18 protein-coding genes and 4 tRNA genes are annotated in these 16266 nt (G+C 66.6%); 12 read left to right on the top strand and 10 right to left on the bottom strand.

The window, feature by feature from the left end; all coding sequences use genetic code 11:
- Nucleotides 1–187: 187 nt before the first annotated feature.
- The 6 genes from pgi to pcnB form a co-directional block, all read right to left on the bottom strand.
- Nucleotides 188–1702, bottom strand: coding sequence for a glucose-6-phosphate isomerase (pgi, locus tag WDC87_RS20435; RefSeq protein WP_072168337.1), 1515 nt, complete (start codon nucleotides 1700–1702; stop codon nucleotides 188–190).
- Entirely contained in the window at nucleotides 1699–2079 is a 381-nt protein-coding gene (gene panD, locus WDC87_RS20430; protein ID WP_006432456.1) for an aspartate 1-decarboxylase, read from the bottom strand. The genes pgi and panD overlap by 4 nt, the downstream gene beginning before the upstream one ends.
- A gap of 162 nt (nucleotides 2080–2241) precedes the next feature.
- On the bottom strand, nucleotides 2242–3081 hold the full coding sequence (panC, locus tag WDC87_RS20425; RefSeq protein WP_061480289.1) for a pantoate--beta-alanine ligase: 840 nt from the start codon (nucleotides 3079–3081) through the stop codon (nucleotides 2242–2244).
- Entirely contained in the window at nucleotides 3078–3893 is an 816-nt protein-coding gene (gene panB, locus WDC87_RS20420; protein WP_014646749.1) for a 3-methyl-2-oxobutanoate hydroxymethyltransferase, read from the bottom strand. Before panB ends, panC begins: the two co-directional genes overlap by 4 nt.
- A gap of 34 nt (nucleotides 3894–3927) precedes the next feature.
- Complete coding sequence (gene folK, locus WDC87_RS20415) at nucleotides 3928–4413, bottom strand: 2-amino-4-hydroxy-6-hydroxymethyldihydropteridine diphosphokinase (RefSeq protein ID WP_072168338.1); 486 nt, start codon at nucleotides 4411–4413, stop codon at nucleotides 3928–3930.
- A gap of 3 nt (nucleotides 4414–4416) precedes the next feature.
- Nucleotides 4417–5796: a polynucleotide adenylyltransferase PcnB gene (gene pcnB / locus WDC87_RS20410; RefSeq protein ID WP_252744890.1), complete on the bottom strand. Its 1380-nt coding sequence runs from the start codon at nucleotides 5794–5796 to the stop codon at nucleotides 4417–4419.
- Between the two features lie 46 nt (nucleotides 5797–5842).
- Here pcnB and WDC87_RS20405 point away from each other — a divergent pair.
- Nucleotides 5843–5917: transfer RNA gene (locus WDC87_RS20405), tRNA-Glu, on the top strand.
- 350 nt (nucleotides 5918–6267) lie between these two features.
- Here the strand turns inward: WDC87_RS20405 and WDC87_RS20400 are convergent.
- Entirely contained in the window at nucleotides 6268–7692 is a 1425-nt protein-coding gene (locus WDC87_RS20400) for a sugar porter family MFS transporter (RefSeq protein WP_252744889.1), read from the bottom strand.
- A gap of 194 nt (nucleotides 7693–7886) precedes the next feature.
- Between WDC87_RS20400 and fdxA the strand changes: the two genes are divergently transcribed.
- Nucleotides 7887–8210 carry a ferredoxin FdxA gene (gene fdxA, locus WDC87_RS20395; RefSeq protein ID WP_005409054.1) on the top strand — a complete coding sequence of 108 codons (324 nt, stop codon included), beginning with the start codon at nucleotides 7887–7889 and terminating at the stop codon, nucleotides 8208–8210.
- Between the two features lie 198 nt (nucleotides 8211–8408).
- On the opposite strand, the gene WDC87_RS20390 is transcribed toward fdxA, so the two are convergent.
- Together WDC87_RS20390 and dapA are read right to left on the bottom strand one after the other, a co-directional pair.
- On the bottom strand, nucleotides 8409–8924 hold the full coding sequence (locus tag WDC87_RS20390) for a hypothetical protein (protein ID WP_005416115.1): 516 nt from the start codon (nucleotides 8922–8924) through the stop codon (nucleotides 8409–8411).
- A gap of 32 nt (nucleotides 8925–8956) precedes the next feature.
- On the bottom strand, nucleotides 8957–9850 hold the full coding sequence (gene dapA / locus WDC87_RS20385) for a 4-hydroxy-tetrahydrodipicolinate synthase (RefSeq protein ID WP_061480294.1): 894 nt from the start codon (nucleotides 9848–9850) through the stop codon (nucleotides 8957–8959).
- A gap of 164 nt (nucleotides 9851–10014) precedes the next feature.
- On the opposite strand from dapA, the gene WDC87_RS20380 reads away from it, so the two are divergent.
- The 10 genes from WDC87_RS20380 (at nucleotide 10015) to WDC87_RS20335 (ending at nucleotide 15974) form a co-directional block, all read left to right on the top strand.
- Entirely contained in the window at nucleotides 10015–10575 is a 561-nt protein-coding gene (locus tag WDC87_RS20380; RefSeq protein ID WP_005409051.1) for a glycine cleavage system protein R, read from the top strand.
- Between the two features lie 79 nt (nucleotides 10576–10654).
- Nucleotides 10655–11134, top strand: coding sequence for a peroxiredoxin (locus tag WDC87_RS20375; protein WP_252744888.1), 480 nt, complete (start codon nucleotides 10655–10657; stop codon nucleotides 11132–11134).
- An 84-nt stretch (nucleotides 11135–11218) separates the two neighbouring features.
- Entirely contained in the window at nucleotides 11219–12619 is a 1401-nt protein-coding gene (locus tag WDC87_RS20370) for a PhoH family protein (protein ID WP_005409049.1), read from the top strand.
- A complete protein-coding gene (locus WDC87_RS20365) occupies nucleotides 12616–13122 on the top strand; it encodes a hypothetical protein (RefSeq protein ID WP_072168342.1) in 507 nt (168 codons plus the stop codon). Before WDC87_RS20370 ends, WDC87_RS20365 begins: the two co-directional genes overlap by 4 nt.
- A gap of 12 nt (nucleotides 13123–13134) precedes the next feature.
- On the top strand, nucleotides 13135–13803 hold the full coding sequence (locus WDC87_RS20360; RefSeq protein ID WP_053500054.1) for a YoaK family protein: 669 nt from the start codon (nucleotides 13135–13137) through the stop codon (nucleotides 13801–13803).
- A 127-nt stretch (nucleotides 13804–13930) separates the two neighbouring features.
- Nucleotides 13931–14740, top strand: a complete 810-nt coding sequence (gene thiD / locus WDC87_RS20355; protein ID WP_252744887.1) for a bifunctional hydroxymethylpyrimidine kinase/phosphomethylpyrimidine kinase — start codon at nucleotides 13931–13933, stop codon at nucleotides 14738–14740.
- Nucleotides 14737–15663, top strand: coding sequence for an alpha/beta hydrolase (locus WDC87_RS20350; RefSeq protein WP_252744886.1), 927 nt, complete (start codon nucleotides 14737–14739; stop codon nucleotides 15661–15663). Before thiD ends, WDC87_RS20350 begins: the two co-directional genes overlap by 4 nt.
- Nucleotides 15654–15730 (top strand) — tRNA-Arg (locus tag WDC87_RS20345). The genes WDC87_RS20350 and WDC87_RS20345 overlap by 10 nt, the downstream gene beginning before the upstream one ends.
- A gap of 58 nt (nucleotides 15731–15788) precedes the next feature.
- Nucleotides 15789–15865, top strand: a tRNA-Arg gene (locus WDC87_RS20340).
- A 32-nt stretch (nucleotides 15866–15897) separates the two neighbouring features.
- Nucleotides 15898–15974, top strand: a tRNA-Arg gene (locus tag WDC87_RS20335).
- Nucleotides 15975–16054: 80 nt separating this feature from the next.
- On the opposite strand, the gene WDC87_RS20330 is transcribed toward WDC87_RS20335, so the two are convergent.
- Nucleotides 16055–16266: hypothetical protein (locus tag WDC87_RS20330; protein ID WP_336331324.1), on the bottom strand; the 212-nt coding region annotated here is incomplete at its 5' end.

The following is a 16266-nucleotide window of genomic DNA, read 5'->3' as shown; positions in this document are numbered from 1 at the left end:
TTCACTGTTTAGGGACTGGGAGTGGACTTCTTACTTGACAAAGGGCAAGCGGGCCCCGACCCCCCAAGAATTGCTAAGATGTTTTGCACCCACGGTATTACCGGGTGGGCGGGCCCGGTGGCCGCAACTATTTCTACTTCGTGTACCGGCGCGGGCGGCCGGCCCGCCCCCCCCCACTACCCGGGCATCAGCCCTTCAACTGCGCCAGGATCTCGCGGGTCATCGGATCGGCAACCGCCACATCCTCGCCCTGCAGCGCCGGCAGCAGGCCACTGGCCAGCTGCTTGCCCAGCTCGACACCGAACTGGTCGAAGGCGTTGATGTTCCAGATCACCGACTGCACGTATACAGCGTGCTCGTACATGGCGATCAGTGCACCCAGCGCCTGCGGGGTCAACGCGTCGAGCAGGATCAGCGTGCTCGGCCGGCCCCCCGGGTAGTCGCGGTGCGGATCTTCGCTGCCCTGGCCATTGGCCAGCGCTTCGGTCTGCGCCAGCAGGTTGGCCAGCAGGGCCTGGTGATTGATCGTATACGGATCATCGTTGTGCACACAGCCGATGAAGTCGGCCGGAACGATGCTGGTGCCCTGGTGCAGCGCCTGGAAGAAGCTGTGCTGCACGTCGGTCCCTGCCCCGCCCCACCACACCGGCACGGTGTCGACGGTGACCGGCTGGCCGTCGCGCTGCACGCGCTTGCCCAGGCTCTCCATCACCAGCTGCTGCAGGTAAGCCGGCAGCAGCGCCAGGCGCTGGTCGTAGGTCATCACCGCGTGCGTGGCATGGCCCAGCAGGTTACGGTTCCAGATGTCGGTGAGGCCGTGCAGCACCGGCAGGTTGCGCTCCAGCGGTGCATCCAGCGCATGCGCATCCATCTGCGCAGCGCCTTCCAGCAGCTGTTCAAAACGTTCGAAGCCGATTGCCAGCGCGATCGGGAAACCCACCGCCGACCACAGCGAATAACGGCCACCGACCCAGTCCCACATCGGCAGCACGCGATCGGCGGCGATCGCGAAGGCCTTGGCGGCGCGCTCCGGATTGGCGCTGACCGCATACAGGCGCTCGCTGCCACCCAGCCAGTCGTGCAGGATCTGGCCGTTGAGCAGGGTTTCCTGGGTACCGAAGGTCTTGGAGATCAGGATGCCGGCGGTCTTCGCCGGATCCAGCGTGGCCAGCGTGCGCTGCATGGCGGCGCCGTCCACGTTCGACACGAAATGCACGCGCAGGCGCGCACCGCTGACCGGGCGCAGCGCATCGGCGACCAGGCGCGGCCCGAGGTCGGATCCCCCGATGCCGACACTGACCACATCGGTCACGCCGCTGTCTTCCAGCGCGCGCACCAGCACGCCCATGCGCTGGCGGATGCCGCGCGCGGTGGCATAGGCCTCGGCCGCCACCGGCGCATCGACCACGTCGCCACGCAGCGCGGTATGCAGCGCGGCGCGGCCTTCGGTCAGATTGACCTGCTCGCCGCGGAACAGGCGGGTGATGGCGCCGCCGACATCACGCTCGGCAGCCAGCGCCAGCAACGCCTGCAGCGCCGCGGCATCGTACTTCTGACGGGCGAAGTTGACGTACAACGGACCGACCCGCAGCGCCAGGTCCTGCACGCGGCCGGGTTCGGCGGCGAGCAGGCTGGGAATGCTTGCGCCCTTCAGGCGCTGGGCGTGGGAATGCAGCGAGTCGAATCCGTTGTTCGTTGTCATGCGGCCTGGGTCGGGATCGTGTCGTTGGTGTGGGTGATCTGGTTGTTGCCATCAACGTACACCAGCTTCGGCTTGAAGCTGTCAGCTTCCTGCTCGGTCATGCTGGCGAACGCGGCGATGATGATGATGTCACCGACCTGCACGTGGCGCGCGGCGCCACCGTTGAGCGAGACAACGCCGCTGCCGGCTTCGGCGCGGATGGCATAGGTCGAGAAGCGCGCACCGTTGGTCACGTCCCAGATGTGCACCTGTTCGAACTCGCGGATGCCAGTGGCAGCCAGCAGGTTGTCATCGATGGCGATCGAGCCTTCGTAGTTCAGCTCGGAATGGGTGACGGTGGCGCGGTGGATCTTGGTCTTGAGCAGGGACAGGTGCATGGGGGGCGCTGCAACGGCAAAGGAAAGAGCGGATTCTAGCACCCGCACAGCGCCGGGCATTACGGCCGGCAACCTGTTCAGGTAGGCGGTGAAACCGGGGTCGGATCCCTTTTCCCCTGGGAAAGGGATCTGACCCCATGCATCGCGCGGCACCGCCGGAACTCAGAACTCCAGGTTGTCGATCAGCCGGGTGGTACCCAGCCGTGCGGCGATCAGCGCCACCCGGCCGCCGCCGTCGAAGGTCGGCTCGGCCAGCTCCGGAGTGCGCAGCACCGCGTAGTCAACCTGGAAACCGGCCGCCTGCAATGCGGCAGTGGCCTCGGCCTCGATGCGTTCACGTGCCTGCCCGGCCACGTAGCCTTCGCGCATGCCCAGCAGGGTCCGGTGGATGGTGGTCGCGACCGGACGCTGTTCGGCGCTCAGGTACTGGTTGCGCGAGCTCTTGGCCAGGCCGTCCTCGTCGCGCACGATCTCGGCGCCGACGATCTGGACCGGGAACGACAGCTCGGCCACCATCTGCTTGATGACGGCCAGCTGCTGGTAGTCCTTGCGACCGAACACGGCCACGTCCGGCTGCACCTGCAGGAACAGGCGTGCCACCACCGTGCAGACGCCATCGAAGTGCCCCGGACGGCTGGCACCTTCCAGCACTTCACTCACGCCCGGCGCGTGCATGCGCGTGGTCTTGTCCACGCCCAGCGGGTACATCGCCTCGACGCTGGGCAGCCACACCGCATCACAGCCAGCCTGCTCCAGCCCGGCCACGTCGGCCTCGGGCGTGCGCGGGTAGCGGCTGAAGTCCTCGTTCGGCCCGAACTGGGTCGGGTTGACGAAGATGCTCGCCACCACCTTGTCGGCGTACTGGCGGGCCAGCGCCACCAGCGAATGGTGGCCCCCATGCAGGTTGCCCATGGTCGGCACCAGCGCCACGCGCAGGCCCTCGCGCTTCCACTGGGCGATCTGCCCGCGCAGCGCGCCGAGCTCGTTGAAGGTCTGGATCATTGGGCGTACGCGTGCTGTTCGTCGGGGAAGCTGCCGTCGCGCACGGCGTCGGCAAATGCGCGGGTGGCACCGGCCACCGAGCCGCCTTCGGCAAGGAAATCCTTGACGAACTTGGGACGGCGATGGCCACTGTCCAGGCCGAGGAAATCGTGCAGCACCAGCACCTGGCCATCGCACTGCGGGCCAGCACCTATACCGATGGTCGGCACATCCACCGCAGCGGTCACTTCGGCGGCGACGGGGGTCGGCACGCATTCAAGCACCATGATGCTGGCGCCTGCGGCGGCCACGGCCCTGGCATCCTCCACCAGCTGGCGCGCAGCATCGCCGCGGCCCTGGATCTTGAAGCCGCCCAGGCGCAGCACCGATTGCGGGGTCAGGCCCAGGTGCGCGCAGACCGGAATCTCGCGCTCGACCAGGTAGCGGATGATGTCGACCTTGAAGCCGGCACCTTCGATCTTGACCATCTCGGCACCGGCCTGCAGCAGCTGCAGCGAGGCATCCAGCGCGCGTTCCGGGGTGGCATCGGCGCCGAACGGCAGGTCGGCCACCAGCAGCGCACGCTGCAGCACGCGGGCCACGGCGCGGGTGTGGTAGACCATGTCGGCCACGGTCACCGGCAGGGTCGAATCATGACCCTGCACGACCATGCCCAGCGAATCGCCGATCAGGATCAGATCGACGCCGTTGGCATCGAAGGTGCGGGCGAAGCCGGCGTCGTAGGCGGTCAACATGACCAGCTTCTGGCCATTGCGCTTGGCCTCGGCCAGGGCGGGAACGGTCCAGGGCTTGCTGTCTGCGTGGGTGCTCATGTGCTGATAACCGGGGGAGATAACCCGGTCATTATCACCCTATCGGCGCAATCCCGCAGGCATCCACCCGCACCACTGCATCCCGCACGCTGCCATGACCGGGAATGGCCAGATCAGGCGCGATTTCGGCCAGCGGCACCAACACGAAGGCGCGCTCGTGCAGGTAGGGATGGGGTACCTGCAGACCGGGCTGATCGAGGACCTGCGTGCCATACAGCAGCAGGTCCAGGTCCAGCGCGCGCGGCCCCCAGTGCACCGCCGGATCGCGCACGCGGCCAAAGCCCCGCTCCAGCGCCAGCATGGCATGCAGCAACTCATCGGCCGCCAAGGTGGTTTCGACCGCAGCCACGGCATTGACGAACGGCGGCTGGTCTTCATTGCCCCAGGCCGGGGTTGCATAGAGCCGCGAGGCCTGTCGCAGGCGCGTTCCCGGCAGGCCGTCCAGCGCGGCAATCGCCGCGCCCACGGTCGCGGCCGCGTCGCCAAGGTTGGCGCCGAGGCCGATCCAGGCGAGGGTCATCGCTTACTCGCCCGCCGCAGCAGCACCGGGACGTCGACGGCGACGGCGGCGCTTGCGCGGTGCCCCGCTCTCGTCATCGCCGTCTTCACTGTGCATCGCATCCAGCGACGACTCCAGCTCGCGACCGGACTGCGCCTGTGCTTCGCGCCAGAACTCGACATCCACTGCATGCTCGGACGAAGCGACCTGGCGCAGGCTGAGGAAATCGAACGCGGCGCGAAAGCGCGGGTGGGTCAGGGTAGGGAACACGCGCTTGCGCTGGCGCGAGCTGAAGCGCGACTGCAGCAGCCAGATCTCCTGCATCGGCAGCGAGAAGCGGCGCGGCAGCGCGATGGTGCTGAGCTGCTGCACGGTGACCCGGTCGGCGGCGCGGCGCTGCGCCTCTTCCGGTGCCACCCCCTGCTTGAGCAGGGTCGCCTGTGCGCGGCAGAACGCCGGCCACAGCAGCAACGCGAACAGGAACGCCGGCGAGACCGGCTCGTCGTTGGCCACGCGGGCATCGGTGTTGGCCAGGCCTTCGACCAGCATGCGGCGCAGTGCGCCGGTGCGGTTGGACTTCAGCGCCTTGGCGCTCTCCGGGAACAGCACGTCGAGCAGGCCGTAACGCTCAAGGCCTTCGAAGCTGGCCACGCCGTGCCCGGACAGGAACAGCTTGAGCACTTCCTCGAACAGGCGCGCCGGCGCGGCTTCATTGAGCAGGCCGGCCAGGTGCGGGATGGGCGCAGCGGTCCCCTCTTCGATCTGGAAGCCGAGCTTGGCCGCCAGGCGCACCGCACGCAGCATGCGCACCGGGTCTTCCCGATAACGCTGCTCGGGATCGCCGATCAGCTTCATCAGGCGCGCCTGGACGTCTTCGAAGCCGCCGATGTAGTCGCGCACCGAGAAGTCCTCGATGGCGTAGTACAGGGCGTTGCAGGTGAAGTCTCGGCGGACCGCGTCGTCTTCGATGGTGCCGTACACGTTGTCGCGCACGAGCATGCCGTTTTCCATCTCGCGGTCGCCGCTGCCGTCATCGCTGTTGGCACGGAAGGTGGCGACTTCGATGATTTCGCGGCCGAACACTACGTGGGCGAGGCGGAACCGACGACCGATCAGGCGGCAGTTGCGGAACAGCTGCTTGACCTGTTCGGGCGTGGCATCGGTGGCCACGTCGAAATCCTTGGGTTGGCCATTGACCAGCAGGTCGCGCACCGCGCCGCCGACAAGGTAGGCGCCGAAGCCGGCATCGCGCAGGCGATAAAGCACGCGCAGGGCGTTCGGGCTGATGTCCTTGCGGGAGATCGTGTGCTGGTCGCGCGGGATGACGCGCAGGCTGAACGGTGATGTAGCAGGGGAAATGATGTTGGCGCTTCCGGTTGAAGTTTCGGGATTGCCCAATGGCATCGAGGTGCATATACTAGCGCTCCTGCCTCGGCAGCGACACAGTTACGCTCCCTTCGTCTAGTGGTTAGGACGTGGCCCTCTCAAGGCTAAAACAGGGGTTCGAGTCCCCTAGGGAGCGCCAGTCGCCGCAGCAGGAACCGAAAAAGCCCGCCTTGTGCGGGCTTTTCTGTTTTCCGGGGTTGCAGTGATTGCGGTCGGATTGGCCGCTTGTGCGCCTCTCTGTTCCTGCGTGGGAGGGGGCGGGCCACCCTGGCCTGGACACGCAAAAGCCCATCCATGGTGCTCGATGGCGCCATCCATGGCGCCAACGGTCCAGGCCAGGGTGGCCCGCCCCCTCCTGACAGTTTCCCGCGAAGGCGGCACGAACAGCCTCGCTCATCCGCAGCCAATTCAATCCCGACGTGCTGTCTTGGATCGGCTGGCCTGCCGCCTCCGCATGAAGAAAGCAGGCGCTGAAACACAGGCCGGCCGTCAGCCTTCCATCTGCTCCAGCTCCTTGCCCTTGGTCTCGCGCACGTAGCGGACCACGAAGACGATCGAGAGGATCGCCGCGACGGCGTAGATGCCATAGGCGCCGGCCAGGCCGATGCCGGCCAGCAGCATCGGGAACGTCACGGTGATCGCGAAGTTCGAGGTCCATTGCGCCGCACCCGCCACCGCCAGCGCCGGGCCGCGGATCTGGTTGGGGAACATCTCGCCCAGCATCACCCACATCACCGGGCCCCAGGACATGTTGAAGAACACCACGTAGACGTTGGATGCAACCAGCGCCAGCCGCCCCATGCCATCGGACAGCTGCAGGCGCCCATCGGCAAGGCTGCCGCTGGCAAACGCCACCACCATCAGCACCAGCGCCACCGACATGCCGACCGAACCGATCCACAGCAGCGGCCTGCGCCCGATGCGGTCGATCAGCAGTACCGTCAGCAGGCAGGCACCGATGCTCAGCGCGCCGGACAACACGTTGATCAGCAGCGCGTCGCTTTCCGAGAAGCCCACCGCCTGCCACAGCACCGCGCCGTAGTAGAACACCACGTTGATGCCGACCAGCTGCTGGAAGATGGCCAGGCCGATACCCACCCAGAGAATTGGGCGCAGCTTGCCGGTGGTCTTGTTGCGCAGGTCGCCGAAGCGCGGCTTGTGCTGGTCCTGGGCAAGGCTGGCTTCGATCTCGGCCTGCTTGGCGGTGGCCGCGGCCTCGCCGTACAGCCGCGTCAACACCGCCCTCGCCTGCCCCTGCCGCCCCTTCAACACCAGGAAGCGCGGGCTTTCCGGGATCACCAGCAACAACAGCAGGAACAGCCCCGAGGGCAGCGCCTGCATCCAGAACATCCAGCGCCAGGCCTCATGGCCCAGCCACAGGGGCGCGGTCGAGGCGCCGGCGGCACGCGCCAGCAGGTAATTGCTGAGGAAGGCCGCAAACAAACCGCAGATGATCGCCATCTGCTGCACCGTGGCCAGCCGGCCGCGGTAACGCGCCGAGGCGACTTCGGCGATGTAGGCCGGTGACATCACGCTGGCCGCGCCCACCGCGAAACCGCCCAGCACGCGGGCGGCGATGAACAGCCAGGACGCGTGGGCCGCGCCGGCACCGAGCGCCGAGACAAGGAACATCAGCGCGGACACGATCAGGACACCGCGGCGCCCCAGGCGATCACCCAGCCACCCGGCCAGGAAGGCGCCGATCGCACAGCCCAGCAGCATCGAGGCGACTTCGAAACCGAGCGCCGCCTCACTGGAGTTGAAGGCCTGGCGGAGGCCATCGACCGTGCCATTGATGACACCACTGTCGAAACCGAACAGGAATCCACCAAGGGTGGCCACGCAGCTGATCAGGACGATGAATGCAGTGTTCTCACCGCCATGCGGCGCGGTGCTGGGCTGGGTTTGGGACATGGACGATCCTGCTGGGAAGGGAGTCCGGCCACGGTGGGCGACCGAGTGCCCCGCAGCGTCGCACAGCCCCCGCCGTGCCGCCAATGACTCCCACGGTCGCGCCTGCCAGACGCCCGTTTTCCGCCCCGCGCCGACACCGGGGGCCAACCTGTTCTAGAATTGGCGGGTTCAGGAATCGATCCACCCCCAAGCCCATGCCCTTTGTCGTCACCGAAAACTGCATCAAGTGCAAACACACCGATTGCGTGGAAGTGTGCCCCGTGGATTGCTTCCACGAAGGCCCGAACTTCCTGGTGATCGACCCGGATGAGTGCATCGACTGCACCCTCTGCGAGCCGGAGTGCCCGGTCAATGCGATCTTCCCGGAGGACGACGTTCCTGCCGGACAGGAAGGCTTCGTTGCCCTCAACGCCGAGCTGGCGAAGGAGTGGCCGGTGCTGACCGTGCGCAAGGACCCGCCCGCCGACGCCGGCGAATGGGATGGCAAGCCGGACAAGCTGAAGCTGCTGGAGCGCTGAGAAGCGCCCACGGCGGTAACGAAAAGGGCGCCCATGGGCGCCCTTTTCTGTTCTTCGGCAGACCCCAACCGTGCGTTCCGGCCGGTGCCAACCGCGCGACCTGGTAGGTGCCAACCTTGGTTGGCACAAAAGCGCCGACCAAGGTCGGCCGCTACCAGAGCGGGTGCGGACCAAGGCCCGCAGCCACCCGACCAGCCCTTACTGGGCGAGCTTCGCCTTCAGCGCGGCGATCAGCTTCACCGGCGCTTCGGCGGTGGCCGGCAGGCCACGCGGGTCAACCGCGGAGATGTAGGCGCCGGCATCGACGGCCACTACGCGGACCAGGAAGTTGCTGCCCTCGTAGGCCACGTCGTACGAACCCAGCAACTGCGCGCGGCTGGCGATGGTCACGCCCTCCACGCCTTCCAGTGCGGTACCGACCTTGGCGAAGGCTTCATCCTTGCCACCGGCAATGGTGAAACCGGTGCTGCCGGCTGCCGGAGCCGCAGCAACCGGCGCCGCCGGCTTGGTGGCCGAGGCCAACGTCGGCACCTTGTTGTCGGTGGTGGCATTGGGCAGGTTCAGGTCCGGCGGCACTTCCAGCGGACGCATTTCCGGGGCCAGGGCGTAGTCGCCCTTGGCGCCGCGCTTGAAGCAGCCGGTGGTGCCGGCAGCGACCGCCACAGCAAGCAGGGCATAGGACAGCACGCGGACGGTGGAAACGGATTGACGCATGTGAATCTCCTGGGTCAGACCAAGACGGAAGGTCAGTGGCTGGAAAGGGCTTCGAGGGCGGCGATGTCGCCGGCAAGATGGTCGGCAGCCGGATGATGCGCTGCCGACAACGGCAGCAGTGGCAGGCGCAGGTCGTGACCGATGCCGATGCGGCGCAGCAGCGCCTTGACCGGGATCGGGTTCGGTTCGACGCCGCAGAAATCATGGAAGGGATGCAGGCGCGCATCCCACGACGCGGTGGCTTCGTGGTCGTGTGCGGCGGCCAGCTCGCACATCCGGCGGTAGGCACCGGGAAGCACGTTGGAACCCACTGAGATCAGGCCGTCGATACCGGCCTGGATCGAACGCGCGGCCGTACCGTCGTCCCCGCTGAGCACGGCGAACTGTGGGCTGCGCAGAGCGAGCAGCGCCTGCACCCGGCCGGTGTCGCCCACCGCCTCCTTGATGCCGACGATGTTGGGGTGGCTGGCCAGCTCGGCCACAGTCTCAGGCTGCATGTCGCAACCGGTACGGCCGGGCACGTTGTACAGCACGACCGGCAGCCCGCCCTGGTCGGCCACCGCACGGTAGTGCGCGATCAGGCCGGCCTGGGTGGGGCGCACGTACGGCGGCGTGACCACCAGCGCGTGGCTGGCGCCGAGGGCGGCGGCACGACGGGTCTGTTCGATGGTCTTGGCAGTGCCCGAAAGGCCGGTACCGGCCATGACCGGAATGCGACCGCCGATGCGCTCGACCGCGCTGGCCAGCAGCAGGTCGTACTCGGCGTCGGTGAGGGTTGCCGCTTCGCCGGTAGAGCCGGCTACGACAACGCCATGGACGCCACCTTCCAGTTGCAGGTGCAGCAGGCGCTGCCAACCGTCGGGATCGAGGGCGCCGTCGGCCCGGAACGGGGTCGCCAGCGCGGTGATGAGGCCGGAAAGGGACAAGGACGTGCTGCTCTTGGCTGGGAAGGGAAAACGCCCGCCACGAAAGGCCGGGGGCGACTTGAATGTTACTTGCGGCGCGAAAGCACGGGCAAGTATGCTGGACACCGGTGGATCCCCGCCTCTGGCGGGCATTCAGACTAACGCATGCATTACCCGGAATCGCCTTGACCGACACCACCCCGCGCCCCGCGCCGAGCGAAAACCACCTCCTGATCAACGCCTATACGACGCATCCGGAGTCCCCCCTGCTGTCCGTCACCCGCCGCATCGCCGACAGCGGCTGCAATCTGGTGGATGCACGCCTGGCCACGGTCGGCCGCGATGTCTCGGTCACCGCCCTGGCCACCGGCTCCTGGGACTCGGTGGCCAAGCTTGAGGCGATGCTGACCCGGCTGGAGCGCGAGGAAGGCCTGAAGCTGGTCTGGTACCGCACCGCCGCCAAGCAGGCGCAGTCCAACCTGCTGCCGTACATCGTCGAAGTGATCGCCGCCGACAAGCCGGGCATCCTGTTCCAGCTGGCCGACTTCTTCGACCGCCAGGGCATCACCATCGAGAACCTGCAGAGCACGCGCTACCGCGCCATGCAGACCGGCGCGGAAATGTTCAGCGCACAGGTCACCATCGGCGTGCCGGCCAACATGCACATCGCCGCGCTGCGCGACGATTTCCTCGAGTTCTGCGATCACCTGAACCTGGACGCGATCATGGATCCGATGAAGTTCTGATTCTTCGCGCGTCTCTCACGGGCGCGTGGCGTTTCATGTAGCTGTAATGGCAAGAACCCAGGCTCGACAGAAGGACCTCATGAACAACGGCGACACCCTGGACAGCACCACCCTCTCCCTGCCACTGGCCCTGTCCGGCGGCGACCAGGCCACCCTCGGCGACTATGCCGGCCAATGGCTGGTGCTGTACTTCTATCCCAAGGACAGCACCCCGGGCTGCACCACCGAAGGCATCGACTTCAACGCCCTGCTGCCGAAGTTCAGGAAAGCCGGCTCCGTCGTGCTGGGCGTCTCGCGCGACTCGGTGAAGTCGCACGACAACTTCTGTGCCAAGCAGGGCTTCAATTTCCCGCTGGTCAGCGATGGCGACGAAGCGCTGTGCAGCGCCTTCGACGTGATCAGGATGAAGAACATGTACGGCAAGCAGGTACGTGGCATCGAACGCAGTACCTTCCTGATTTCCCCCGACAGCCGCATCGTGCAGTCCTGGCGCAAGGTCAAGGTTGCCGGCCATGCCGATGCCGTTCTCGCCGAACTGAAGGCCTCCCAGTCCAAGTGAGTCCCACTGCCTACTGTGTCTGCCATCACCCTGCCCCGCAGCAGGCCGTGGTGGTTTTTCCCTGTCCGTAACCAGGAATCGACGATGACCCGAGGCAAGCGCATCTACGTGCTGGATACCAACGTGCTGATGCACGATCCGACCGCGCTGTTCAAATTCGAGGAGCACGACATCTACCTGCCCATGCAGGTGATCGAGGAGCTGGACAACGGCAAGAAGGGCACCTCCGAAGCGAGCCGCAACGCCCGCCAGGTGAGCCGCTTCCTCAACGAGCTGGTGCAGGAATCGGGCCTGGACAACCTGGCCGACGGCATTCCGCTGCAGCGCCCCAACGGCCTGCAGCTGCGCGGCAAGCAGAGCGCCGGCAAACTGCGCTTCCAGACCAGCCATTTCGACGCGGGCAAGAGCTTTGGCAAGGTCATTCCGGACAATGCCATCCTCGGCGCGATCCTGGCCCTGAAGGAAGAAACCCCCGACCTGCCGGTGGTGTTCGTCTCCAAGGACATCAACCTGCGGATCAAGGCCGCCATCGCCGGCATCGTGTCCGAGGACTACGAGAACGATCGCGCGCTGGACGATTTCAGCCTGCTCTACACCGGCGCTACCGAGCTGCCGGAAGACTTCTGGAAACGCCACGGCGACGACCTGCGCAGCTGGAGCGACAAGGGCCGCTCGCATTACGAAATCCAGGCGCAGGACGGCGAGGAGTGGTATCCGAACCAGTACGTCTACCTGCCGGGCGAAGATGAAGTCGAGCTGCGCGTCAGCCGCGTGGTCGGCGATGGCAAGGTGGTGCTGTCGCTGGTCGATGATTTCCGCCACGGCAGCCACGCCGTGTGGGGCATCAGCGCACGCAACCGCGAGCAGAACTTCGCGCTCAACGCACTGATGGACCCGGAGATCGACTTTGTCACGCTGCTGGGCACCGCCGGCACCGGCAAGACCCTGCTGGCACTGGCCGCCGGCCTGGCGCAGACAATGGACCAGCAGCGCTACCGCGAGATCATCATGACCCGCGCCACGGTCAGCGTCGGCGAAGACATCGGCTTCCTGCCCGGTACCGAGGAAGAGAAGATGACGCCGTGGATGGGCGCGTTGACCGACAACCTGGAAGTGCTCACGCACAACCAGGAAGGCGGCACATGGGGCCGCCAGGCCACCAACGACCTGCTGGCCAGCCGCATCAAGATCCGCTCGATGAACTTCATGCGCGGCCGCACCTTCCTGTCGCGCTACCTGATCCTGGACGAGGCGCAGAACCTCACCCCCAAGCAGATGAAGACGCTGATCACCCGCGCCGGCCCCGGCACCAAGATCGTGTGCCTGGGCAACGTCGAGCAGATCGACACCCCGTACCTGACCGAGACCACCTCGGGCCTGACCTACGCGGTGGACCGCTTCAAGAACTGGCCGCATAGTGCGCACATCACCCTGCGCCGTGGCGAGCGTTCGCGCCTGGCCGATTACGCTTCGGAGGTGTTGTGAACCGCTGCACGCGCCTGTTGTTGCCCACGGCTGCGATCACCCTCGCCGCCGTGCTCGGTGCCTGTACGACCATGCGCGGGCCGGCCAGCGTGCCCACCGCCGAGCGCACCGGCCAGTCCTGGGTGGTCACCCGCCCGATCATCGCCGCGCAGGTGCTCGACACCTGCTCGCGCCCCAGCCCCGGCCGCGAGGCCGGGCGGGTATCGGGTTACTGGGCGCCCAGCCGGCAGCAGGTCGACCAGCTGGAGGCGAAGCTGTCGTCGCTGGAAGCGCAGGTCCCGAAGGTGCTGGACTTCGACCGCCAGTACGTCGGCATCGAAAGCGCCGGCAAGCGGCTGATCTACATCAACGCCTTCCACCTGCCCGACGACAGCGGCGTCAATCCGGCCCGCGAAGCGATCCGCGTCTGCGATGGCGGCGCACAGTTCTGGGGCGCCGTGTTCGACCCGGCCAGCAACACCTTCAGCGAGCTGCAGTTCAACGGCGGCTTCGGCGGGCCCTGAGGGGCCTCCCCGATGGGAATACGCCTGCCCACCTGGGTCTGGATCGGCGCGGTCGCACTCTCGTGCGTGGCCGGCATGGTCAACGTGGTCGGCTTCCTCGGGTTCGAGCATCAGGCGGTCAGCCACATGACCGGCAGCACCAGCCAGCTCGGCATGGCATTGGCCCAGGGCGACTGGCGCGCGGTCGGCCACCTGTGGGGCCTGCTGATCGCGTTCTCGCTGGGCGCGATGCTCAGCGGCCTGCTGATCCAGGACAGCACCCTGCAGCTGGGCCGGCGCTACGGCGTGGCACTGGCGCTGGAATCGGCTCTTTTGCTGGTGGCCATTCCGCTGTTTGAAGAGCACCAGATCTGGGGCGCACTGGCCGCCGCCATGGCCTGCGGCCTGCAGAATGCAATGGCTACGACCTTCAGCGGCGCGGTGGTACGCACCACCCATCTCAGCGGCATGTTCACCGATCTCGGCATCGGCCTGGGCCACCTGCTGCGCGGGTTGCCGTTGCAGGTACGACGACTGACCCTCAGCGGCCTGATCATCAGTGGCTTCCTCGCCGGCGGCGTGATCGGCGCCTGGCTGTTCGCGCGCTGGCAGTACGACGCCCTGCTTGCTCCCGCCCTGCTCACCGGCCTGACCGGCCTGGGCTATGTGGTGTACCAGCAGTGGGCGCGTTGGCGGCATTGAGGGCCGCGCTGCGGGGGCCAGATCCCTTTTCCTGCTGAAAAGGGATCTGACCCCGCCTGACGGATCAAAGGCATCCACGCATGGCGTGGATCTACCCTCCCCTGCGGGACCACGGCACAATCGCCTGATGAGCCCGACCACTCCCGTATCCGCCCTCACCATCGCCGGCTCCGACTCCGGCGGTGGCGCAGGCATCCAGGCCGACCTGAAGGCCTTTGCAGCACATCGCGTGCACGGACTCTCCGCGATCGCCGCACTGACCGCACAGAACACCCGTGGCGTCATCGCCGTGCACGTGCCGCCGATCGATTTCCTGCGTGCACAACTGGATGCCTGCTTCGATGACTTCGACATCCATGCGGTGAAGCTCGGCATGCTGGCCAACACCGAGGTGATCAATGCCGTCGCCGATGCGTTGGAGCGCCATCACCCGCCACACGTGGTGCTGGACCCAGTGATGGTCGCCACCAGCGGCGCGCGCCTGCTGGAAGACAACGCTCTGCAGGCAATGCGTGAGCGGCTGATCCCGCTGGCCACGCTGATCACCCCGAACACGCCGGAAGCAGAGCTGCTGGCCGGACGGAAGATCGGCAACGGCGATGACGCCGAACAGGTGGCCTCCGCCCTGCTCGACCTGGGTGCCGATGCGGTGCTGCTGAAAGGTGGCCACCTGCAGGAAGGCAACCGCGTAATCGACCGCTACTTCGACGGCGTGAGCAGCGAAGAATTCATCCACGCCCGCCTGCCGCTGGATGCACACGGCACTGGCTGCACGCTGGCCTCGGCCATCGCCGCGCAGCTGTGCAACGGCCTGAGCCTGGCCAACGCCTGCGAAGCCGGCATCGACTACGTTGCGCGCGGCCTGCAGCAGGGCTATGCCCCCGGCCGCAGCGAGGTACGGGTGCTCGACCACTTCGGCGCGGCACCGCACGCATGAACCTGACGCCGGCCCTCCTTCCAGTGCAGTGCAGCGACGGGCATCGCTACGAAGTGATGGCCTGCATGCCCGCACAGCCCATCGCCCGCTTGTTGTGGCTGCCAGCGCTGGGTGTGGCCGCGCGCCACTACCTGCCGCTGGCACAGGCGCTGGCAGCGAAGGGCGTGGCGGTCTACCTGCATGAGTGGCGCGGCAACGGCAGCGGCTCGCTACGCCCGTCGCGCGCGCAGGACTGGGGCTACCGCGAGGTACTCGAGCAGGATCTGCCGGCCAGCCAAGCGGTCATGGCGGCCGCAGACGAGGAAGCAGGCCCCCTGCCCTGGATCATCGGTGGCCACAGCCTGGGCGGGCAGCTGGCCTGCGTGCATGCCGGCCGCAACCCTCTGCACTTCCATCACTTGTGGTTGGCGGCCAGCGGCTCACCGTTCTGGCGTGGATTCCCGCCACCGCGCGGCTGGCTGCTGCCACTGGTCTACCGCTTCCTGCCGTGGATCGCGCAGCGCCAGGGCGTGCTGCATGGCCGTCGCCTCGGCTTCGGTGGGACCGAGGCACGCGGACTGATCGCCGACTGGGCGCGCGTCGGGCTGAACAACCACTACGCTGCCGCGGGCATGGGTGAAGACCTCGACGCACAGATGGCGCGCGTGCACGGCAGCGCACAGGCCGTACTGATGGAACACGACTGGTTGGCTCCGACCGGATCGATGCAGGCGTTGCTGGCAAAGCTGCCGAATGTGGACGCGAAGCTGCGCGTGCTGTCCGCGCAGGAACTGGGCACGCGCGCCGATCATTTCGCCTGGCTGAAGGCACCGGATGCCGTGGCGGACAGCTTTTTCATTCAGTTGGATGAAAATTTTCACAAAACTGTTGACGGTGTGCGCCGACATCCGCATAATTCCGCTCCTGTCGCAGGGCGCCCGTAGCTCAGTTGGATAGAGTACCTGGCTACGAACCAGGCGGTCGGGAGTTCGAATCTCTCCGGGCGCACCACTCGACAGGTTTTCAGCATCCGCCGCTGAAAATGTTTTAAAATTTGATTGTGTACCGCGCGCCCGTAGCTCAGTTGGATAGAGTACCTGGCTACGAACCAGGCGGTCGGGAGTTCGAATCTCTCCGGGCGCACCATACACAGTCGGCACAACAAGTTTATGTAATTGGCGCCCGTAGCTCAGTTGGATAGAGTACCTGGCTACGAACCAGGCGGTCGGGAGTTCGAATCTCTCCGGGCGCACCATTACACCGAAACAGCAGGCCTCGGCCTGCTGTTTTTTTATGCGTGTTTTTCGGCAGGGCTGCGCCCTGCACCTGCAGAAGCTACGGCCGGAGCAACAGCAACAGCTGGCATTCCGAGGGATGGCGGGGCGGCATGGGCAGGCAGGACACGCCGTAAACCCATCCATGAAGTGACCCCCGGGAGTTGGACATCAGATCCAACCCCGAGGGATACATGAACAGATACGACGCGCGTTTCAAACTGCAGGTCGCCAAAGAGGCCTGCAAGACCTCCACATCGGTCAAAGCCGTTG

It is taken from the genome of Stenotrophomonas maltophilia group sp. Smal12, from assembly GCF_037079935.1.
Lineage (GTDB): Bacteria > Pseudomonadota > Gammaproteobacteria > Xanthomonadales > Xanthomonadaceae > Stenotrophomonas > Stenotrophomonas sepilia.
The sequence above is the reverse complement of the archived record's forward strand: the minus strand, read 5'-3'. Positions and strand labels throughout refer to the sequence as shown.